This is a genomic window from Paenibacillus dokdonensis (assembly GCF_004916975.1).
GTDB lineage: Bacteria > Bacillota > Bacilli > Paenibacillales > Paenibacillaceae > Paenibacillus_AQ > Paenibacillus_AQ dokdonensis.
The window spans coordinates 3,260,619-3,280,437 of the sequence record NZ_STGQ01000001.1 but is presented as its reverse complement, the minus strand read 5'-3'; the positions used below and the strand labels follow the sequence as shown (position 1 = coordinate 3,280,437).

The 19,819-nt window shown below is 46.4% G+C and carries 24 protein-coding genes; 22 read left to right on the top strand and 2 right to left on the bottom strand.

Features of this window, described 5'->3' with window-relative positions:
* Positions 1-13 precede the first annotated feature (13 nt).
* Positions 14-919, bottom strand: coding sequence for a hypothetical protein (locus tag E6W40_RS15200; RefSeq protein ID WP_136606219.1), 906 nt, complete (start codon positions 917-919; stop codon positions 14-16).
* Between the two features lie 71 nt (positions 920-990).
* On the opposite strand from E6W40_RS15200, the gene E6W40_RS15195 reads away from it, so the two are divergent.
* The 3 genes from E6W40_RS15195 to E6W40_RS15185 all read left to right on the top strand — a co-directional run bounded on the left by E6W40_RS15195 (position 991) and on the right by E6W40_RS15185 (position 2,902).
* Complete coding sequence (locus tag E6W40_RS15195; protein ID WP_136606218.1) at positions 991-1,584, top strand: CPBP family intramembrane glutamic endopeptidase; 594 nt, start codon at positions 991-993, stop codon at positions 1,582-1,584.
* A gap of 164 nt (positions 1,585-1,748) precedes the next feature.
* Positions 1,749-2,066: a hypothetical protein gene (locus E6W40_RS15190; protein ID WP_136606217.1), complete on the top strand. Its 318-nt coding sequence runs from the start codon at positions 1,749-1,751 to the stop codon at positions 2,064-2,066.
* Positions 2,060-2,902, top strand: a complete 843-nt coding sequence (locus tag E6W40_RS15185) for a metallophosphoesterase (RefSeq protein WP_136606216.1) — start codon at positions 2,060-2,062, stop codon at positions 2,900-2,902. The genes E6W40_RS15190 and E6W40_RS15185 overlap by 7 nt, the downstream gene beginning before the upstream one ends.
* Before the next feature lie 72 nt (positions 2,903-2,974).
* Here the strand turns inward: E6W40_RS15185 and E6W40_RS15180 are convergent, their stop codons facing one another.
* A complete protein-coding gene (locus E6W40_RS15180) occupies positions 2,975-3,916 on the bottom strand; it encodes a polysaccharide deacetylase family protein (RefSeq protein WP_136606215.1) in 942 nt (313 codons plus the stop codon).
* A 93-nt stretch (positions 3,917-4,009) separates the two neighbouring features.
* On the opposite strand from E6W40_RS15180, the gene E6W40_RS15175 reads away from it, so the two are divergent.
* From E6W40_RS15175 to spoIVA, 19 genes are all read left to right on the top strand, one after another.
* A complete protein-coding gene (locus E6W40_RS15175) occupies positions 4,010-4,303 on the top strand; it encodes a hypothetical protein (RefSeq protein ID WP_136606214.1) in 294 nt (97 codons plus the stop codon).
* 188 nt (positions 4,304-4,491) lie between these two features.
* On the top strand, positions 4,492-5,106 hold the full coding sequence (locus tag E6W40_RS15170; protein ID WP_136606213.1) for a genetic competence negative regulator: 615 nt from the start codon (positions 4,492-4,494) through the stop codon (positions 5,104-5,106).
* Between the two features lie 88 nt (positions 5,107-5,194).
* The gene (prsW, locus tag E6W40_RS15165) at positions 5,195-5,890 is read left to right on the top strand and encodes a glutamic-type intramembrane protease PrsW (protein ID WP_136606212.1); all 696 of its coding nucleotides are present in this window, start codon (positions 5,195-5,197) and stop codon (positions 5,888-5,890) included.
* A gap of 438 nt (positions 5,891-6,328) precedes the next feature.
* Positions 6,329-7,690, top strand: coding sequence for a germination protein YpeB (ypeB, locus tag E6W40_RS15160; RefSeq protein WP_136606211.1), 1,362 nt, complete (start codon positions 6,329-6,331; stop codon positions 7,688-7,690).
* Positions 7,691-7,827: 137 nt separating this feature from the next.
* Entirely contained in the window at positions 7,828-8,478 is a 651-nt protein-coding gene (locus tag E6W40_RS15155; RefSeq protein WP_136606210.1) for a flagellar brake protein, read from the top strand.
* Between the two features lie 83 nt (positions 8,479-8,561).
* Positions 8,562-8,783 carry a hypothetical protein gene (locus tag E6W40_RS15150; RefSeq protein ID WP_136606209.1) on the top strand — a complete coding sequence of 74 codons (222 nt, stop codon included), beginning with the start codon at positions 8,562-8,564 and terminating at the stop codon, positions 8,781-8,783.
* A 105-nt stretch (positions 8,784-8,888) separates the two neighbouring features.
* Positions 8,889-9,584 (top strand): (d)CMP kinase, encoded by a 696-nt coding sequence (gene cmk / locus E6W40_RS15145; RefSeq protein WP_136606208.1) that lies wholly within the window; start codon positions 8,889-8,891, stop codon positions 9,582-9,584.
* A gap of 18 nt (positions 9,585-9,602) precedes the next feature.
* A complete protein-coding gene (locus E6W40_RS15140) occupies positions 9,603-10,193 on the top strand; it encodes a lysophospholipid acyltransferase family protein (protein ID WP_136606207.1) in 591 nt (196 codons plus the stop codon).
* A 121-nt stretch (positions 10,194-10,314) separates the two neighbouring features.
* Entirely contained in the window at positions 10,315-11,544 is a 1,230-nt protein-coding gene (rpsA, locus tag E6W40_RS15135) for a 30S ribosomal protein S1 (RefSeq protein WP_136606206.1), read from the top strand.
* Positions 11,545-11,809: 265 nt separating this feature from the next.
* A complete protein-coding gene (der, locus tag E6W40_RS15130) occupies positions 11,810-13,132 on the top strand; it encodes a ribosome biogenesis GTPase Der (protein ID WP_136606205.1) in 1,323 nt (440 codons plus the stop codon).
* Between the two features lie 11 nt (positions 13,133-13,143).
* The gene (plsY, locus tag E6W40_RS15125) at positions 13,144-13,779 is read left to right on the top strand and encodes a glycerol-3-phosphate 1-O-acyltransferase PlsY (RefSeq protein WP_136606204.1); all 636 of its coding nucleotides are present in this window, start codon (positions 13,144-13,146) and stop codon (positions 13,777-13,779) included.
* Positions 13,769-14,809 (top strand): NAD(P)H-dependent glycerol-3-phosphate dehydrogenase, encoded by a 1,041-nt coding sequence (locus tag E6W40_RS15120; protein ID WP_136606203.1) that lies wholly within the window; start codon positions 13,769-13,771, stop codon positions 14,807-14,809. The genes plsY and E6W40_RS15120 overlap by 11 nt, the downstream gene beginning before the upstream one ends.
* A 66-nt stretch (positions 14,810-14,875) precedes the next feature.
* Positions 14,876-15,151, top strand: coding sequence for a stage VI sporulation protein F (locus tag E6W40_RS15115; protein ID WP_136606202.1), 276 nt, complete (start codon positions 14,876-14,878; stop codon positions 15,149-15,151).
* 195 nt (positions 15,152-15,346) lie between these two features.
* The gene (locus E6W40_RS15110; RefSeq protein ID WP_127602835.1) at positions 15,347-15,526 is read left to right on the top strand and encodes a DUF2768 family protein; all 180 of its coding nucleotides are present in this window, start codon (positions 15,347-15,349) and stop codon (positions 15,524-15,526) included.
* Positions 15,526-15,903, top strand: coding sequence for a 2Fe-2S iron-sulfur cluster-binding protein (locus E6W40_RS15105; RefSeq protein ID WP_342774709.1), 378 nt, complete (start codon positions 15,526-15,528; stop codon positions 15,901-15,903). The genes E6W40_RS15110 and E6W40_RS15105 overlap by 1 nt, the downstream gene beginning before the upstream one ends.
* A gap of 28 nt (positions 15,904-15,931) precedes the next feature.
* Entirely contained in the window at positions 15,932-16,576 is a 645-nt protein-coding gene (locus tag E6W40_RS15100; RefSeq protein WP_211147011.1) for a nucleotidyltransferase domain-containing protein, read from the top strand.
* Positions 16,573-16,929, top strand: a complete 357-nt coding sequence (locus E6W40_RS15095) for a 2Fe-2S iron-sulfur cluster-binding protein (protein WP_136606201.1) — start codon at positions 16,573-16,575, stop codon at positions 16,927-16,929. The genes E6W40_RS15100 and E6W40_RS15095 overlap by 4 nt, the downstream gene beginning before the upstream one ends.
* 37 nt (positions 16,930-16,966) lie before the next feature.
* Positions 16,967-17,734 (top strand): hypothetical protein, encoded by a 768-nt coding sequence (locus E6W40_RS15090; protein ID WP_425464926.1) that lies wholly within the window; start codon positions 16,967-16,969, stop codon positions 17,732-17,734.
* A gap of 461 nt (positions 17,735-18,195) precedes the next feature.
* Entirely contained in the window at positions 18,196-19,674 is a 1,479-nt protein-coding gene (gene spoIVA / locus E6W40_RS15085; RefSeq protein WP_136606199.1) for a stage IV sporulation protein A, read from the top strand.
* The last annotated feature ends 145 nt before the right edge of the window (positions 19,675-19,819 follow it).

Sequence of the window (19,819 nt, the reverse complement as noted above, 5' to 3'; positions counted from 1 at the left end):
GGGAATTGTCACTTTATGACTCGAAAAAGAATGGAAGCTGGGGCAGCAGCTCATTTCCGCCGTATTGTGCCTTCAATTTAATAAAATCCTGTGGATGAACGGCATTCTTTTTACGGAGAAAGTTAATGGTCTCCTGAAGTGAACCAAGTTTATATGTTTTGGTCTTTCCGGCTGCAATCCAGGAATCAATGAATGCGGTGATATCCTGCGGATCGGCTGCACTGAAGAAGGCGCTGCTCAGCATGATGGAGGCTACCGCTTCGTTTTTCACCATCAACGGGTAAGATTCCCATTCGTTCAGTTTTAGGGTGGAGGGCATTATATATTGATTCGGGATGGACGGACTAACCTTTGTTCCCCATTTCAGCATGGAGGAATAATATTGTTTTTGAGCCAAGAGACCGTATTTCACCGCATTTTGATAATAGGCATCCTCTTCGAGTGAATCAAGGATAGTTTTTGAATTTGATTCCGTCACAGCCGCGTGTTGAGCAGCCTTACTGAACAGCCGCAGGCTCTTCAGTGTGTTATTTTGGGACTGCTGCAGCAGAGGTGAAGAGTCATACATGGAGATTTGGAGTACCTCATTATATTTTTTATCTGCCAGCTTGGAAAGACTTTTGAAAATGCCGGATTTTTCTATCGCAAAGATGCCAGCAGTTTCGGTTTGTGCCAGCCATTCGCTCTTGAATTCCCGATAAGGCAAAAATACGGTATGATAGAAGGTGACGACATCCTGCTGTTGGTAGGAATCGGAGAAATCGGGTGAAGCGGATGATAACTTCAGATAGTTGTACTTTTCCTCCATACGGTTAGCACCTACCTGAACCCCTGACAGAAACGCTGCTGCTGTCACAATCAATGCGAGTATAAATAATAGGCTGAAGTAAAGCTCGAAACGGGAGGGGCGGTTTTTCATGATCTCTTGCACTCCTTCAAAATGGTGATGATCCTTGTATCGTTTAATAACTAAAGACAGGCAGGCATAATATGAAAAAATTTAAATTCCGTGCGCCGAAGTTGAAGCAGGCGACACCAGATCAGCTGACAGACCATCTGCTCCTGATCAATCTTTATCTTACACAAGGTCTTACCTTAATTATCGGATTAGCCTGGATATTATTTCAGAAGAGAAATCCTTTCGAATTATTCGTAGCACATAAAGGTGACTATTTTGTGGCTTGGGGGCTGGGACTGGCTGCCGCCATGTTTTTAATTGATTTTCTGGTGTCCCGAGTAACGCCAGAGGAAGTCATGGATGACGGCGGAATCAACAATATGCTGTTTCAAAACCGCCCTGTTTGGCATATTGTACTGATAGCGGCTCTGGTCGCGGTATGCGAAGAGCTGCTGTTCCGGGGTGCTATCCAGCATTCATTCGGTCCATACTGGACCAGTATTTTGTTCGCCGTGATCCATGTCCGCTATTTGAAGCACTGGATTCCAACGGGCTGGGTATTTCTGAGCAGCTTCGGACTCGGTTATATCTACATACACTCCGGCACACTTCTTGCCCCTGTGGTATGCCATTTTGCGATAGATTGTATTTCCGGGTTAGTGATTCGATTTCGGAGGGAATCATGAGTAGTGAATTAAGCAGAGTTGAAACGTATAACAGAAGCCGAAAAAAAAACCAAACAAAAAAACCCCCTGCATCATCGGATGAAGCTCCTAAGTCTAAGCCCGCTAATAGCCGGAGAGAACAGATAAAGCCGGCAGCTGCTCCTCCTTTGAGCAGGGTGAGAGCAATGAAGGAGAGGAAGAGCCGCGGAGCCTTACCTTCTCCTGCAGACAGCCGGTCAGAAGCCTCGCAGGGATCTGATCCAAAGCCCGATCCTAAACAAACATACCCTTCCCGCGCTCATAAGCATAAAGCGGGGTATGGAGCAGCAAGCACAGAAGAGGAGCTGGACTCTGCCCCGGCACGTTCTGAAACCTATGGTTCACGCAGAAATGTGATCAGTAAGTACTTTACCAACTCTTTATTTTTCCTGTTCCTTGTTTTGACGGCATTTCTTGTGTACTGGGGAGTGAAGGGCGCACCTCCGCTGGAGGACTTATGGTAACTGCAGTGCTGCTTTGGATCACCGGATTCCTCATCGTATGCTGTGTGCTGCTCTTTGCGAGGATGTCCTATGAGGCACGGCTTCATGCCGTTACGCATTCAGAAGTTATGATGGAAGGTTTGCCGGAAGCTTTCGATGGCTGCAGCATTTTTTTTATATCCGATATTCACAAGCGCAAGCTTTCCAACAAATATTTGCAGGAATTTCAAGGCAAAGCGGATTGGGTAATTCTCGGCGGGGATATGATGGAGAAAAACGTTCCGCTGGAACGTGTGAAGGAAAACTTGGAGATTTTATCAGGTGTGGGTCAGGTATACGCCGTATACGGCAATCATGATCTGAAGGCAGATCCCGAAGGATTGGCACAAGTGCTGAGAGATACGGGTGGAATTCTACTAAGGGATCAGAACATACGGCTGGTACGAGATGGGGAAGAGGTATGCCTGACAGGCGTCGACCAGCCGCTAACCAAGCGGGATGGTTATCCTGATCTTCCGGATTTGCCGGACAGTGATACTAAGGCGTGCAGGATTGTAGTAGTACATGACCCCGCCTGGATACGCTTTGCTCCCAACAAACCGGATTTGATTCTCGCAGGGCACACGCATGGCGGGCAAATCAGATTGCCATTTTTCGGGGCGGTAAGACTGAACGCTTTCTACCGCAAATATGATTGTGGCTGGTTTAGATGGTATCAGCCGCAATCTGCTGTGAAGCTGCCGCAAATGCTGATCAGCCGCGGATTCGGCAATAGGCGTGTCGCGCTCCGCTTATGCTGTCCTGCCGAGATGCACCTTATCCGGTTGAAGAAAGGCACGGCTGATAAGCTAAAGTGATAGTCCTGTATATACGAAAAGGCACTCGCCCCGACGATGAATTGGGAAGAGTGCCTTTTTAGTTTTGTCACATTATCTCATTTCAAGTTCTATACTGCGGGGATCCACAAACGTGTAACCCTTGCTCTCAAGCTTGGTCAGCAGCTGATCAAGCGCTTCGGTGGTCCATGAAAGCTCATGCATCAGAATATTGCTTCCGGCATGCAGCTGGTCCATAACATTTTGGATCACCTTCTGTGGATTATCTGTCCCTTTGGATTTCATTGTCCAGTCGAGAGAACCGTTTGACCAGGTCATATAGAGAAGTCCGTTTTCCTTCGCAATCTTCTTGCCGACATCTCCGCCTTCTCCGAAAGGAGGCCGGAAGAACACTGGCGTTTCTCCAATGGTATCTTTTACGATCTTTTGTACATCTTCTATTTGCTTTTTCACTTTTGCCTCTGGTTCTTTTCGTAAGGAAATGTGATCCCAGCTATGATTGCCGATAATCTGTCCACGGTCATGGATCAGCTTCAGCAAATCCGGATTTTCTTTGACCCGGTATCCGTTTACGAAGAAAATGGCTTTGGCATGATGCTTGTCCAGCGTATCAATCAAGCTGTTAATCCATTCCGCCTTTTTAGGACCATCATCGAATGTCAGCAGTACGACCTTTTTCTCCGTGCCTTCTTCATTAGGGACAATATTGTATGCCTTATTCATGTGGTATTTCAAAGGCACGGCAGCATTTTCATCATTTTGTCCGGCCGCGTTTTCCTGGGTACCATCTTTTTGCGTGCCTGGTACTTCCGCTGCGTCAGCGCCAGCCTTGCCGGCTTCTCCGGCTTGATTCTCATTGGCAGCATTCTCATGTCCTGAATCGTCATTTGAGCCGGGAACGGCTGTTGTCGTCGTTTTAGTGCTATCCTGGGTAGTTGTGCTTTGATTCTTCTCTGCAGTCGTTTCGTTTTTGTCGCCGCATGCGCTTAACAACAAGGCAGTCACAAGAAGAAGCGCAGCTGTCTTTTTAACCATTTTTCCATCTCACTTTCCTGTTTTTATGCCGCATGAGTATATCCATTTCCGCGAACAATACACTTGAGTTTATCACACAAGGAGGTTGTAATTGTGAATACTTCGTCATTTATAAGCGGTGTGCTGATTGGTGCCGCAGCTACGGCTATCATGTCCAAAAACAAAGGCTCGATCACTTCCGCAATCACTCAAAATGCGGGAAAAATGATGGATATGAGTTCCCTTGGAATGAATAGTTCAGCGAGCCACAGCAGCCAGCATGTTCAGATGCACTCCAAGGATGAAAGCATGAAGCAAATCAATGACTTCATCAACTCAAATCCTGATGTGAAAAGAGAAGTGGACATGATTATGAAGGAAACCAATACGGTCATACCTGGAATGTAAACGAAACGCAAGCCATTAGAATCATTTTCAGAGCGGATAATGCTCGGAATGATTCTTTTTTTTGTCTATTTTACAGCGTGCATTTCTGGTTATATAATGATAACATACTTACATAGAACTATTTTCAGCACACATTATGGGGGACATCATAATTTGTTATATCATTGCTTACAGAGGAGGATCCTGTCATGAAAATAGAACGATTGAGCTCAGATAAGATACGGATTTTCCTCACGTTCGACGATTTGAGTGAGCGCGGAATCCAGAAGGAAGACATGTGGCAAGAGCTTCCAAAGGTCCACGAGCTGTTCACCGAAATGATGGATCAAGCCTATAATGAACTTGGTTTTGACGCAACTGGACCGCTCGCTGTAGAAGTCTTTGCTCTGCCTGCTCAAGGCATGGTCGTCATCGTGACACGTGGGAAATATGATCATTCGCATTACAGTCATTTAGGGGAAGATGAGCTCCCCGAAGAAGTGTATGAAATGGAAGTGACCCTGGAGCAGAGCGACTCCATCGTGTATGCTTTCAACGATTTTGAGATACTCATTGAAGCTGCGCATGTTCTCGGCGGTCATATTACAGAGGCAGGCCGTCTTTATCATTATAAAGATAAATGGGTGCTGTACATGGATCCTGAACAGATTGATTCCAGCAAGCATCCTTCACTCATAGCCGTTTTGGCAGAATACGGAGAAGCTGCTTCTTATACAGAAGCTGTTCTTGACGAATACGGTAAGGTTGTCATGCAGGAAAATGCTATCGCGAGCATACGTGAGCATTTCAAACGGCAGGATTAAATTAGTGACATCATCCCATGAACAATGATTTCATGGGATGAATTGCTTTTTAAAGCGAAATACACACGGAAAAAGGGGGAAAGAAACGGTGCTTTGGTTTTCAGTCATAGCTTCGGCGCTAGCGCCGGGTCTAGCCCTTTTGACGTATTTTTATCTGAAAGACAGATATGAGCAGGAACCACTCATGATGGTCATCAAGGTGTTTGTGCTCGGCTTTCTGATTGTTGTGCCGGTGATGATCATCCAGCGGGGGATGACGAGCGGGTTTGGAGGCAATCCCTATATCGAATCATTCATCATTTCATCGTTTGTTGAGGAGTTTCTGAAATGGTTTGTACTGTACCATATGATTTACAACCATACCGAATTTGACGAGCCTTACGATGGGATTGTGTATGCGGTCGCCATTTCCCTTGGATTTGCTACGGTGGAGAATGTCATGTACGCCTGGTACAGTCACGCTTCGATCGGAGCGATGTTCCTGAGGGCGCTGCTGCCAGTATCAGGCCATGCTATGTTTGGGGTTATGATGGGTTATTATCTGGGACGCGCCCGTTTCTCCACGGGAAGGAAGGCTAAACGTTACTTGGTTTACTCCATGATCATTCCTTGGTTCTGGCATGGCGTTTATGATCTGATTCTTGCCACGATGACCCAATACTGGATATGGTTTATCGTTCCGTTGATGGCGTTTCTGTGGTATGGGGGAATGGGGAAGGTATACCGGGCTAACAACCGCTCTCCATTCAGGTTCGTCAAACGTGAAGAAGAGGTTAATACCTAATAAAAATGGGCACACTTTATCCTACGAGATTCCAATTTTGGAAATCCATACAGGATGGAGGGTGCCTTTTTTGCGTGTCAAAGTCACGATTGTATGCAGACAATGTGGAGAACGTTTTATATTAAGGGGAAAAAGAGACCGGGGACGGATTGAGACAGGTTTTAAGCAATGCTTGTGCAACAATAAAAATCTGTTCGATATTGAAGAACTGCCGATCTAAGTTAAAAATCCGGATAAAGTATACTGCCATAAGATGCATAAGACTCCTTTCTTCTTGTCAAACTAACAGCAGCAACGATATAAATTGAACTAAAGAATCAAGGAAATGCAAGGCTAAACTTTAGTTCATTTATATAGTAGATTGATCAAAATCAGCTGTGATACGCCGCGGGCTTTGGTTTTGATCTATACAGTTGAAGAAAGGAGACTCGAGCAATTATGTACAAGCGACTAAGCGCTGTTTTGTTTCCCATCGTCACCCTCTTTATGATCGGGGCTTTCGTGTGGGGGTATCAGGAGAATCAAGAGAAAAACGCAGTTCTCATTAAAGCCGAGAACCAGTATCAGCGGGCTTTTCATGACTTGTCCTACCATATGGACCGATTGCATAGTGAGCTTGGCAACACGCTTGCAGTCAGCTCTACCTCCAATGCAATGCACCGCAAAGGGTTAATTAATGTTTGGAGACTGACTAGCGAGGCCCAGAATGAGATTAACCAGCTGCCGCTGACGATGCTTCCTTTTAATAAGACAGAGGATTTTCTGTCCCGGATTTCAAATTTCTCGTATCAGACTTCGATGCGTAATTTGGATAAGGAGCCATTGTCACAGGATGAGTTTAAAAACCTCAAAGCTCTGTATAAGAATTCGGCAGACATCACCAAGGATCTGCAGACCGTGCAAAGCAAGGTTATTCAGAACCGGCTTCGCTGGATGGATGTAGAGAGTGCTATGGCAACTGAGGAGAAGGCTCTCGACAACACGATCATCGACGGTTTCAAAACGGTGGACAAGCGGGTTGGTGAATATCCGGAACTAAACTGGGGACCGGCTGTATCAAGCATTTACGACAAGCGTTCAGTTAAAATGCTGTCCGGCTTACCGGTATCCAAGGAGGATATTAAGCGTAAGGCTGCGAAATTCGCGGATGCAGGCTCCAAAGCCTCCATTCAGGTAACAGAAAACGGCAAGGGGACGGATTGGGAGTCCTATACGGCTACGGTTAAATCCAAAAACTTGCCTGCTATAGTTTCCATGGACTTTACCAAAAAAGGCGGACTTCTGATTAGCTACCATGACAATCGGAAGATCGGTAAGAAATCGGTAACCATTAAGCAGGCCAAAGAAAAGGCTAACCAGTTTCTGAATAAAAAGGGCTATAAAGATATGACAGCTGTAACCGCGGACCAATATGGGAATATGGGCAACCTCACTTATGTCAGCGTACAGGACGGTGTTTTGATATATCCTGAAAAAATCACGGTCCGAGTCGGTTTGGATAATGGTGAAGTCACAGGGTTCCAGGCAAGCGATTATGTGTATGAGCACAAAGGCAAACGCAATCTGCCGAAGCCAAAGATGACCATTGATGAGGTCCGCAAAAAGATAAACCCCGAGTTCAAGGAGACTTACAGCCGGTTGGCATTGATTAAGGATGACCAATCCAAGGAAACGCTCTGCTACGAATTCGGAGGAAACATTAATGGAGCAAGATACCGTTTATACATGGATGCTGCTGACGGCTCGGAAAAAATTGTTGAGGAGCTCAAATCTTCAGACCAGCAGGCTGCTGTAAAATAAATGACTTTTAACCCAGCTATCAAGAAGTCTCTTTCGTAAAGAGGCTTCTTTTTTGCTTAAAAACACATATTACCTGTGACGAAAGACATGGTATAATCAGGATATGCGGTTAATATATGAGCTGGCGGTGAACTTTTTTGTATCCTAAAATTGGTGACTTATTGTTTATTAGCGTAGATTCAGGGGATGAAAAAGAAGCGAACATTCAGTACAAATCCAGAATTGGGGATATGGACGAGGATTCGATTCTCATCGAGGTGCCAATGCAGGAGGGCACCGGACGGCTGAAGCGATTGTTTATCGGGGACGAGCTATCCATTTTTTTTATGACCGAGGGCGGAATCAAAAATTATTTCAATTCCTATGTCTTTGGATATAAAGAAGATGTTATCCGGATGGTGCGGATCCGCAGACCCGAACCCGAATCCATCAGTAAAATCCAGCGGCGCAGCTTTTTGCGTGTCCATGCAGAGCTGGAGGTAGCTGTCAAAACGGACAAGATGCTCCGCTTCGTTGCCCGTACGGATGATGTGGGGGGAGGCGGATTGTCCTTCTACTGCGACGCCAACCACCGTATTTCGGAGGGGGAAGGCGTATCTTGCTGGGTTCTCGTTCCTTATAAAAACGGAAGTATTGAACATGTGCCGTTTAACGGCGAAGTCGTCCGCATCAAGGTGCTTGAGAATGGCCGCAAAATTGTCATGGTCAAATTCACAACGATTGCAGATATGGAACGCCAAAAGCTGATCCGTTATTGCTTTGAACGACAATTTGATTTCAGACGTTAAAATGTTCCTGCTTATGAGATGATTCTAGAATAATGCAGCCATTTTCCGGAAACATTATAGGAAAAATCCGGGAGTGCATCTTTATGAACGAAAAAGAGCAGGTAAAACAGTATTTGCTATTATTTGAAAGGCTGAATGCACAAGCAGGAAGGCTTACCAAAATCCTGCTGATCTTTTTAATCGCTGCCTTAATATTCTTTCAAGCCGCACTGCATATCCGTTATCTGCGCCCTTTTATCTCACCGGTGGATCGACTGGATGGTATCCCTGTAAAAGAGCGGAATGTCAAGGATTGGCATGACTGATTTCACGGGTCTTTTTTGCATCAGTGTATGTTGTGTGGTATAATTTTCACGTCGCAGGCAGTGCCTGCTTTTTTCTTACGTTTGTGTTTGAGGAGGAATGCCCCTTTGGATAGGCAGGGGACTGGAAACAACTTGAAGATCAATATTGCAATTGATGGTCCTGCCGGGGCAGGCAAAAGCACGATTGCCCGCTTGGTGGCCAATGAGCTGTCCTACATATACGTGGACACGGGGTCCATGTACCGGGCAGTAACCTGGTATATGCTGAAGCATAAAATTTTGCCGGAATTTTCCGCTGAAGTGCTTCAACATGTTCAAAACATGGTGATTGAATTAATACCGGGTGCCAATGGGCAGAAGGTATTGGTGGATGGTCAGGATGTATCGCCGTTTATCCGTTCACAGGAAGTGAATGGCATGGTGTCGCAATATGCGCAAATTGAAGGGTTACGCAAGCATTTGGTAGCACTCCAGCAGCAGATGGCTGCACGCAAAGGCGTCGTTATGGATGGACGGGATATCGGAACAACTGTACTGCCGGATGCCGAATTGAAAGTTTTCATGACGGCCAGCGTCAAGGAACGTGCTCTCCGCCGTTTTAAAGAGATGAGTGATGCACCAGGTTTGACCTTGGAACAGCTTGAGAAGGATATATCAGAACGTGATCGTCTGGATGAAGGACGTGAAGTTTCACCTCTACGTTGTGCAGAAGATGCCATCGTTCTGGATACGACGCAAATGGACATCCCTCAGGTTGTGGAAACGATTGTTTCTTATTGCAGAACTCATACGAACTCATAAGGATGGGGAGAACGAAACATGATTTATATTTTTTGCCGGGGATTGCTGCGGGTGATATTTGCTTTTATGTATCGTCTAGAGGCGGTAGGCAAGGAAAACATCCCGGATGAAGGCGGAGTTCTGCTCTGCTCGAATCACATCAGCATACTTGATCCCATGACGGTGGGAATTAAATTCAGACGCAAAGTCAAGTTCATGGCAAAAGCAGAATTGTTTCAGGTTCCTGTTCTTGGCTGGCTCATTACACAGCTTGGCGCTTTTCCGGTAAAACGCGGAGGCGTCAGCAAAGAATCCTTTAAGACATCCCTGAAAATTTTGCGGGGTGGCGAAATCATGGGGATCTTTCCGGAAGGAACACGTAATTCTGACAGTGGTGCTGCGAAAAAAGGCGCTGCAAGCTTTGCTCTTCGAAGCGGAGCCGCAGTCGTGCCGGCTGCAATCATTGGTGATTACAAGTTTTTACGGAAAATGAAAGTTATATACGGGAAGCCGCTAGATTTATCCGAATTTGCTGACATGGAGTCCGCAGAAGCGGTAGATGCCGTGACTGACAAAATTATGTCCCGAATTCATGAGATGCAGAAGACCGGAAAGCCTACGGTGAATTAACGGTCCCGTGAATGAAGGCAAGCACTTATTGGAAAGATATTAAACACATATTTGAATGTTTTGAACTCTGCTTCAGCAGGTTTGAATAAATGGCTTTTTTTGAATTGAGGAGGGTATTGACATGTCGGAAGAAACAAAAAATCAGGAAGTTGAAGTAAACCAAGAGGAAATGGACCAATTCGTATCCTTGAAAAAAGGGGACACCGTGAAAGGTTCAATCGTCAAGCTGGAGGACAACCAGGCTTATGTAAGCATTGGATATAAATATGACGGTGTGATTCCGATTCGTGAGCTGTCTTCTGTTCATCTGGACAACGCATCAGATGCGGTTCAGGTTGGTCAAGAAGTTGAATGCAAAGTAGTAAGCATTGACGACGAAAAGGAAAAGCTTGTTCTTTCCAAACGTGCGATCGATAGTGAAAATGCTTGGGAAGAGCTTGAAAAGCATTTTGAAGCTAAAGACGTGCTCGAAGTGACTGTAGCAGACGTAGTTAAAGGCGGCCTCGTTGCTGACGTGGGTGTTCGCGGCTTTATTCCTGCTTCCATGGTAGAACGTCATTTCGTTGAAGATTTCAGCGACTACAAAGGACGCACTTTGCGCGTGAAAGTGAAAGAAATTGACCGTGAAAACAACAAGGTTATTCTTTCCGCTAAAGATGTTCTCGACGAAGAATTCGAGTCCAACAAAGTGCAAGTGATGTCCCAGCTTCAAGAAGGACAAGAAATCGAAGGTACCGTTCAACGTCTGACGCAATTCGGCGCATTCGTTGATGTAGGCGGAGTAGACGGACTGGTTCACGTGTCTGAAATGGCATGGAATCATGTTGAAAAGCCAGCCGACGTTGTTTCCGAAGGAGACAAAGTGAAGGTTAAAGTTCTTAAAGTAGACCCTGAAAAAGGTAAAATCAGCCTCAGCATGAAGGCTGCTCAACCTGGACCTTGGGATTCTGCAGCAGAGAAATTCAACACAGGTGATGTAGTTACAGGCGAAGTTAAACGTCTTGTGGCATTCGGCGCATTCGTTGAGCTTGCTCCAGGAGTTGAAGGACTTGTTCATATTTCCCAAATCTCTCATAAACACATCGGAACTCCGCAGGAAGTCCTGAAAGAAGGACAAGAGGTTCAGGTGAAAATCCTCGACATCAACACTGCAGAAAAACGTGTGAGTCTCAGCATCAAAGAAACAGAAGAAGCTCCGGCTGCTGCTCCTAGATCGGAAAGACCAGCTAGAGGAGGAAGCAGCAACCATAAGGATGAGCTTAAGGACAATCCTAACGTATCTCTGAGTAACCAAGGCCTCAGCATTACGCTTGGAGAGCGTTTTGGAGACAAACTCAGCAAATTTAAATGATTTTTGCAGTCTCGGAAATGACAATCGGCGAACCCTTTACCGGGTTTTCCGATTGTTTTTTTTTAGACGTAATAACTTTGTCTATTCTAGTATCATCTTGGCATGGGATTCGCTAAAATGCAGAGAAGATATGGCACAAAGATGCATGGAAACCATTTTCTTCGGGAAAATAGGATTAAAGTGAGCCATAGTCTGATGAAACGTTAGCCAAAATAAGTGTTTTTTGCTATGATGATAATCGTAAGTATTGACAGGAGGAGTGAATATGGCAAGACCCGTAGTAGCTATCGTTGGCAGGCCTAACGTTGGCAAATCAACCATTTTCAACCGTTTGATCGGCGATAGACTGGCCATCGTGGAAGATAAACCGGGAATTACCCGTGATCGAATTTATGGTGTTTCAGAGTGGAACGGAAAACCGTTCAGCGTCATTGACACTGGTGGTATCGAGATTGATGGAGACGATGTTATTTTAAAATCCATCCGCATGCAGGCAGAACTTGCGATTGAAGAAGCAGATGTCATTGTGTTTATGTGTGATGCTAAGAGCGGATTGACGCAGTCTGATGAAGAAGTAGCCCAAATTCTGTTTCGTTCCGGAAAGCCGATTGTACTAGCCGTGAATAAGGTCGATAACCTCGGCCGTCACGACGAGATTTATGAATTCTACAGCCTGGGATTTGGAGACCCGATTCCGATCTCCGGAAGTCATGGCACAGGTATCGGCGATTTGCTGGATGCAATCGTCGAGATTTTACCTGAATTGAATGATGATGAGTATGATGAAGATGTTATTCGTGTGGCCTTGATTGGCCGGCCGAATGTTGGCAAATCCTCACTCGTTAACGCAATTCTTGGCGAAGAACGTGTCATTGTCAGTGATATCGCAGGAACCACACGGGACGCAATCGATACGCCTTTTGAGAAAGATGGTCAGCGGTATGTGCTTATTGATACAGCTGGTATGCGTAAGCGTGGGAAAGTATATGAAACAACGGAAAAATACAGCGTTATGCGCGCCATGCGCGCCATTGAACGTGCTGATGTGGTGCTGATCGTTATTAACGGCGAAGAGGGAATCATCGACCAGGACAAGCACATTGCCGGCTATGCATATGAAGCGGGCAAAGCATCACTATTCGTTGTGAACAAATGGGATGTTGTGGACAAAGATGATAAAACGATGCTGCAGTTTGATAGAAAGATCCGTGATCATTTCCTATTCATGACCTATGCACCGATCGTGTTCCTGTCTGCCAAAACGAAGTCGCGTTTACATAAGCTGCTTCCTGTTGTGCAGCATGTGGCTGAACAGCATAATCTTAGAGTACAGACCCATCTTCTCAATGACGTTGTTTCCGACGCGGTGGCGATTAATCCTCCTCCGACGGATAAGGGAAGACGTATGCGCATTAACTATGTAACCCAGGTGGCTGTGAAACCTCCAACCATAGTTGTTTTTGTCAACGATCCTGAACTGATGCACTTCTCCTATGAGCGTTACCTGGAGAATAAAATCCGGGGAGCGTTTGATTTTGAGGGTACACCGATTAGAATCTTTACTCGGCGCAAATCGGATGAAAGTTAGGGGAGAATAGATTGATTCTACAGATCATAGCTATTGTTCTGAGTTATCTGCTCGGCTCTGTCAGCTTCAGCGTCGTGCTGGCTAAAATGCTCAAAGGGATTGATATCCGCCAGCATGGAAGCGGGAATGCGGGAGCAACCAATACACTTCGTATTCTGGGCAAAGGACCGGCTATTGTCGTGCTCCTGCTCGATGTTTTAAAAGGGATCATTGCGGTATTGGTTGGCAGATGGCTTGGAGACGGAAATGAATGGATTCCTGCTCTTTGCGGCATTGCTGCGATCATCGGTCATAACTGGCCGATCTATTTCCACTTTCGCGGAGGCAAGGGTATAGCCACTACCATTGGCGTAATGGCCACACTCAGCTTTGTTCCGGCCCTATGTGCCGGAGTTATCGCGATACTGCTTATTGTTATCACACGTTATGTATCACTCGGGTCGCTCGTATTTGTAGCGCTCACCCCAATTTCTCTATTGATCTCTGGTTTGATCTTTGGTTTTGACTGGTCCATCTTCTGGTCCAGCTTCGTTATCTGTTTGTTTGCCTTCTGGAGACATCGAAGCAATATTGTGAAAATTGTTCAAGGTCGGGAAAACAAAATAGGCTCCGGAGGATCCAAAGGAGGGAAGGGAATTGTCAAATAAAGTAGCTGTACTTGTTGCTGGCAGTTGGGGAACGGCACTGGCTAGCGTCTTAGCCGCCAATCATCCGGATGTGGTAATTTGGAGCCGCAATGCAGAACAAGTACAAGAAATTAACGAAAAGCACATGAACAGCCGCTATCTTCCTGAGGTAAGTCTGCCTGAGAATCTGAAAGCGACAACTGAAATGGAAGAGGCAGTTAACGGAGCAGCCGCCGTGTTGATTGTTGCGCCTTCCAAAGCGATGCGCGAGGTTGCCCGATCCTTAAAAGCCTATTGGCGTGAGGATATGATCTGCATCCATGCAACGAAGGGTTTTGAAACCGAGACCATGAAGCGGATGTCCACGGTGATCTCTGAAGAGCTCGGATGCACGGAAGGGGATCTTGTCGTCCTCTCCGGACCAAGCCATGCGGAGGAAGTGGTCCGGCGCTGCCCTACCACGGTTGTCGTCGCATCTCTCAATCAAAAGGCTGCTGCAGTTGCCCAGGATCTGTTTATGAATGCGGATTTCCGTGTGTATACGAATCGGGATATGCTTGGTGTAGAGCTCGCAGGTGCACTGAAGAACATTATTGCACTGGGTGCAGGCATGTCAGATGGACTTGGTTACGGAGACAATGCCAAAGCAGCTCTTCTTACACGGGGCCTTGCGGAAATAACCCGTATCGGTGTCGAGATGGGAGCGAATCCGCTTACGTTTTCCGGACTGGCAGGTGTCGGAGACCTTGTTGTTACCGCTACCAGCCAGCACAGCCGTAACTGGCGTGCAGGTTCGATGCTCGGCCAAGGGACGAAGCTGGATGAAGTGCTGAATTCCATGGGCATGGTGGTGGAAGGGATCCGCACGACCAAGGCGGCTCACACAATTTCAGAAAAATTCGGTGTTCAGATGCCTATAGCTGATCAGCTGTATCAAGTGCTTTTTGAAGACAAAGACCCGCGTATTGCGGTGGAAGCGTTGATGGGACGCGATCCTAAGACGGAAATGGAGTCCATGAAGCTCGCAACTTGGGAGCAGTGGCACAGCTGATGCTTTTCACCTTTCAGGGCAATTCCTCATATATATAATTTGAGGACTGCCGGAGGAGGGGAGAAGATGAGCAAAAATATTTCCAAGGATGTTCTGAATGTTGTCAATAAGAAATCAGGAAAGAATATCTCGGAAAATGCCGTTAAGAAGCTTGCCAGCACCGTAAAACCTTCTACTATGCAAAATGAGACCCAGCTCCGCCAACTGATCAAGCAGGTGTCCGCGATGGCCAATGTTCCAGTCAGCGAAGATACCATACAGGATATCGTAAGCGCGGTTAAAAAGAGCGGAATGAGTACGCAAAATATGGAATCGCTGATGAAATTAATGATGAAGAAATAACTCATGAATACTGTAGCGTAAAGGGCAATAAGTCGACGAAGCCTCGCGGCTTCCGAGACTTTATGCTCTTTTTTTAAGAGAAAAGTATGTACATGCTCCAATGGAATCATGCATTTATCTTTTGATAAGAAAGTGGACAAGTTTCATGCTATAATACGCTTATATCATCGTAAAAAGATTGGAGAATCAGAGCCTATGGATCCGATGACAAAAATGTGGGTTTCCCTGATTGCCATGCTGGTAATGGGGTTATCTGTGTTTTTAATTACATTTGCACGTACCAAAACGACCGGCGTTCTTCGGGGGACGTTATCCTTTGTGGCGTTTATTATTATGGTGGTCGGATTTCTCGGAGGAATGGCGGCGTTAATGTGATGAACCGTTTCCGCATGCTTTTTGACAAGAAAAAGCCGGCCCAAGAAGCTATTCAAGTGGAAGCGACTGTGACACATGAAGCCACGATGAAGCTTAAGGGCAATACGATTGAGAAAATGGTAGTACCTGAACCGGGCAAGACCATTCTTCAGCACGCCAAGGATCATGAGATTGATTGGCAGCATATGTGTAAACGCGGCACTTGTGCCCGCTGCAGATGTCAGGTGCTTGAAGGTGCTGAGTTTCTGGAGGAGCCAACCGAAGCTGAGCATAAACGCCTTGATCCGGAAGAATTTGACGAAGGCTTCCGTCTGGGCTGCCAGGCGGTTGTGAAGACATCAGGGATTATTTCAGCGCGTAACAAAACCTATTTCTAAACGGATGGGAAGAACAGGAGAGTGAGTCATGCAGATCACATCCGAATTACAGCATGCGCTGCAGCAGGTGTCTGAGACGCTGAATCAAGCCGGAAAATGCTGGCTGATCGGCGGTAGCTGCGGACTTCTGCTCCAGAATGTGCATCTGGACGCGATGCCAAGAGACATCGATGTTTATACGGACCAAGTCCATATGGCAGAGCTTCATCATCTGCTGCAGGATCGCTCTGTTGACGAGCCTGCTTTAAGTGAAACAGTCAGATACCATTCCATCCTAAGCCATTATGAGCTTGAAGATTATACGATGGAATTGGTGGGTGGCTTTAGGGTACGTGCTCAAGGGAGTCTTTATGAAGTGCATGTGGATAAGCTGTTGTTATCACAAGCCAAAGTGATCGAATTAGAAGGAATATTTGTACCATTAATGCCGCTAAGTCATGAACTGGTATTTAATATGCTCAGAAATCGGGCCGACCGTTATGAAGCAATTGCTAAGATAATGAGGACAGATCTTCAGGCCCATATACCGCTTTTAAGACAAATATTACACAGCAGCAGCTTTACAGAAAAGCATATCCGGCAAATAGTAAGCCTATTAGGTTTGAACCGAACCGGGAATGATAGTGCAAACCCTCTGCAAGCTCTATTGCGAGAGGAGCCATACACGAAATGAAACATGAAATCACATTCAGACCTTCCGGCAAAAAGGCAGTGGTAAGCCATGGTACAACTGTTCTGGCTGCCGCACAACGGGCTGGAGTACATATCCCCACACGCTGCGGCGGGAAAATGGGATGTCTGATGTGCAAGATAAACGTGGACGAAGAAGCCCGCGCTAAGTTATCGCGTCCGGCCGAATCTGAAAAACGAAAGCTTGGATCGCTTGTGCATCAAGGTGTCAGACTGTCCTGCCAGTCCAAAATCGAAGGGCCCGTAACCATAGACATACCGGAAGATAAATTAAAGGCTGCCATCCGTAAACAATTGGAAGCGGCCCGGCAAGAAGACCAGGATCAGCTGTGGTAAGACCATCTCACTAATATAATATCAATTGATATAAAGGATGATTATTGTGACTCAGGCTTCATTTTCTAGACGCTCCGGAGGCTTCCGGAAAGCTGCGGGAGCTGTTATGGTAATTCTGCTCGCGGTAAGCTTGACCGGTTGCTTGTATCCGGATGATAAAAAGAACGAAAACAGGGTCTCTTACCGTGAAAGCGTGAAACGGATTCAGTCGGCTATTGATGATTTTCAGAAGGATCAGGGCCTGCTGCCAATTCTAAATGCGGATGAAGATACCCCGAAATATGAAAAGTTTCGCGTTGATTTGGATCAGCTTCAAAAGCGGGGATTCATTGATGAAATACCAACCACGGCGTTTGAAAAAGGCGGCAGCGGCTATTTCATCATTCAGAATGAGGAAACAGACCCGACGATTAAGGTCATGGATCTGATAACGGTACAGAAGGTGAACGACGTACAGCGTGCGGTAAACCGCTATAAGATTGCCCATGACGGTAAGCTCCCTGCCGGGGATGAAGTGTATGCAGGTATTCATATGGTAGATCCGGCACTCGCGGATACCAAAAATATTGTTCTCAAAAGTGTCTACTCAGGTCAAGACATGAATTTTATCATGGATCAGACGGGTGTGGTCTATGTTGACTATGCATTCGATATTATGCAGTTGATTGACAAGGAAGGGCTCAAGCCTTCCAAAGAGGAAGATTTGCGGGAAGAACTCGTGAAATCCTCGGACTATGTCCCCGTCAAGTCTCTGCCTTATAAATGGTCCGGTGATTCTCCGGTCGCGATTCAAACACAGTCATAAAATGCTGAAGGTTAATGAATTAACTTCAAAGCCGTTCTCTATCGTGCTTCTGCACTTTGGAGAATGGCTTTCTTTTTTTCCTCCATCCAATTGATATACATAGATGAACATCTTCTCGCATATATCTGAGATGGATGACGAGGCCGGGCAAAGTTTGGGTATATAGAATGAGCTAATGTTGAGGGAATGGGCAGAAGCAACATTAACTCAATCTATAAGTTATGAGATTTTGCAAATACCCGTCATATTGTTTTTGATAGGTACATAATATGATACTAGTCCAAATGCCTAAAGCGAGTATCGCCGCTTTGCCGTTTCCGATCCAATTCTGACCCCGGCGGCGGACTACTGACGACATTGTATGGCTCCAATCCGTTGCAATGGCTCGAGGCTCCAGATGGAACACGAAGCGGATGCTCTTAAGCATTTTTCCTTCGGAGTAAATGAGGAGGGGATCTCTTTTGGAAAAAGTGGACATTTTTAAAGACATTGCCGAACGCACCGGCGGGGATATTTACCTGGGTGTCGTCGGCGCGGTCCGAACAGGCAAGTCAACTTTCATCAAACGGTTCATGGAAACCATCGTGCTTCCGAACATCGCAAGCGAAGCCGACCGTGCCAGAGCCGTAGATGAACTGCCGCAGAGCGCAGCAGGCAAAACTATTATGACAACCGAACCGAAGTTTGTACCAAACAATGCGGTGCAAATTAAGGTGGCTGAAGGTCTGGACGTCAACGTCCGCCTGGTGGATTGCGTAGGCTATGCGGTTGAAGGTGCGAAGGGATATGAGGACGAAAACGGTCCGCGTATGATTTCCACTCCCTGGTTTGAGGAACCGATTCCATTTCAGGAAGCAGCTGAAATCGGAACACGCAAAGTAATTCAGGAGCATTCCACGCTTGGCGTGGTTGTTACAACAGACGGCTCTATTGCCGAAATTCCCCGCGGTTCCTACGTGGAGGCAGAAGAGCGTGTCATTGCTGAACTCAAGGAAGTGGGGAAGCCGTTCGTTCTTGTCATCAACTCTACCCGTCCGCGCAGTGAAGAAACACTCCAGCTTCGGAATGAACTTGCTGAAAAGTATGACATTCCGGTCATGTCTCTCAGCGCAGCTACGATGACTGAGGATGACGTCACAGGGGTTCTTCGTGAAGTTCTCTATGAATTCCCTGTGCATGAAGTGAACGTGAATCTGCCGAGCTGGGTCATGGTGCTGAACGAGAAGCACTGGCTCCGCAACAACTATGAAAATTCCGTCCGCGATACGGTGAAGGATATCCGTCGTCTGCGGGATGTGGACCGTGTCGTATCGCAGTTCATGGATTATGAGTTCATTAACCGTGCTGCTCTCAGCGGAATGAACATGGGTCAGGGCGTAGCGGAGATCGACTTGTTCGCTCCGGATGAACTATATGACCAGATCCTCATGGAAGTGGTCGGCGTTGAAATCCGCGGCAAAGATCATCTGCTGCAGCTGATGCAGGAATTCTCTCATGCCAAACGGGAGTATGACCGCTTCGCTGAGGCACTGGAGATGGTCAAGACGACGGGCTACGGCATCGCCGCACCTTCTCTTGCGGAAATGTCATTGGATGAGCCTGAGCTCATTCGTCAGGGTACAAGATTTGGCGTGAGACTGAAGGCTACTGCGCCATCGATCCACATGATCCGGGTGGATGTTGAATCCGAATTCTCTCCGATTATCGGCACCGAGAAGCAAAGTGAGGAGCTTGTGCGCTACCTCATCCAGGATTTCGAAAACGATCCGATAAAGATTTGGGATTCAGACATCTTCGGCCGGTCCCTGCACTCCATCGTCCGCGAAGGTATTCAAGGCAAGATTGCCATGATGCCGGATAATGCGAGATACAAACTTCAGGAGACACTTGGCAGGATCATCAACGAGGGCTCTGGCGGACTCATTGCCATCATCTTATAAAAATGCAAAAAGAAAGCCGCAGGCGGAATACTCCTCTTGCGGCTTTTTGCTGTTCTCATTAACAAAGTACATAACATGTTGCTTTTAAAATAGCCTGAATCTCAGGAGGTATATATACTATGGTGTTGTCAATATACCGATTTGA

Bases quoted from the DNA above. Each gene is read 5' to 3' on its own strand.
- E6W40_RS15200 (WP_136606219.1), bottom strand. From the start codon at position 919: ATGAAAAACCGCCCCTCCCGTTTCGAGCTTTACTTCAGCCTATTATTT.
- E6W40_RS15195 (WP_136606218.1), top strand. From the start codon at position 991: ATGAAAAAATTTAAATTCCGTGCGCCGAAGTTGAAGCAGGCGACACCA.
- E6W40_RS15190 (WP_136606217.1), top strand. From the start codon at position 1,749: ATGAAGGAGAGGAAGAGCCGCGGAGCCTTACCTTCTCCTGCAGACAGC.
- E6W40_RS15185 (WP_136606216.1), top strand. From the start codon at position 2,060: ATGGTAACTGCAGTGCTGCTTTGGATCACCGGATTCCTCATCGTATGC.
- E6W40_RS15180 (WP_136606215.1), bottom strand. From the start codon at position 3,916: ATGGTTAAAAAGACAGCTGCGCTTCTTCTTGTGACTGCCTTGTTGTTA.
- E6W40_RS15170 (WP_136606213.1), top strand. From the start codon at position 4,492: ATGAAAATAGAACGATTGAGCTCAGATAAGATACGGATTTTCCTCACG.
- ypeB (WP_136606211.1), top strand. From the start codon at position 6,329: ATGTACAAGCGACTAAGCGCTGTTTTGTTTCCCATCGTCACCCTCTTT.
- E6W40_RS15150 (WP_136606209.1), top strand. From the start codon at position 8,562: ATGAACGAAAAAGAGCAGGTAAAACAGTATTTGCTATTATTTGAAAGG.
- E6W40_RS15140 (WP_136606207.1), top strand. From the start codon at position 9,603: ATGATTTATATTTTTTGCCGGGGATTGCTGCGGGTGATATTTGCTTTT.
- rpsA (WP_136606206.1), top strand. From the start codon at position 10,315: ATGTCGGAAGAAACAAAAAATCAGGAAGTTGAAGTAAACCAAGAGGAA.
- der (WP_136606205.1), top strand. From the start codon at position 11,810: ATGGCAAGACCCGTAGTAGCTATCGTTGGCAGGCCTAACGTTGGCAAA.
- E6W40_RS15115 (WP_136606202.1), top strand. From the start codon at position 14,876: ATGAGCAAAAATATTTCCAAGGATGTTCTGAATGTTGTCAATAAGAAA.
- E6W40_RS15110 (WP_127602835.1), top strand. From the start codon at position 15,347: ATGGATCCGATGACAAAAATGTGGGTTTCCCTGATTGCCATGCTGGTA.
- E6W40_RS15105 (WP_342774709.1), top strand. From the start codon at position 15,526: ATGAACCGTTTCCGCATGCTTTTTGACAAGAAAAAGCCGGCCCAAGAA.
- E6W40_RS15100 (WP_211147011.1), top strand. From the start codon at position 15,932: ATGCAGATCACATCCGAATTACAGCATGCGCTGCAGCAGGTGTCTGAG.
- E6W40_RS15095 (WP_136606201.1), top strand. From the start codon at position 16,573: ATGAAACATGAAATCACATTCAGACCTTCCGGCAAAAAGGCAGTGGTA.
- E6W40_RS15090 (WP_425464926.1), top strand. From the start codon at position 16,967: ATGATTATTGTGACTCAGGCTTCATTTTCTAGACGCTCCGGAGGCTTC.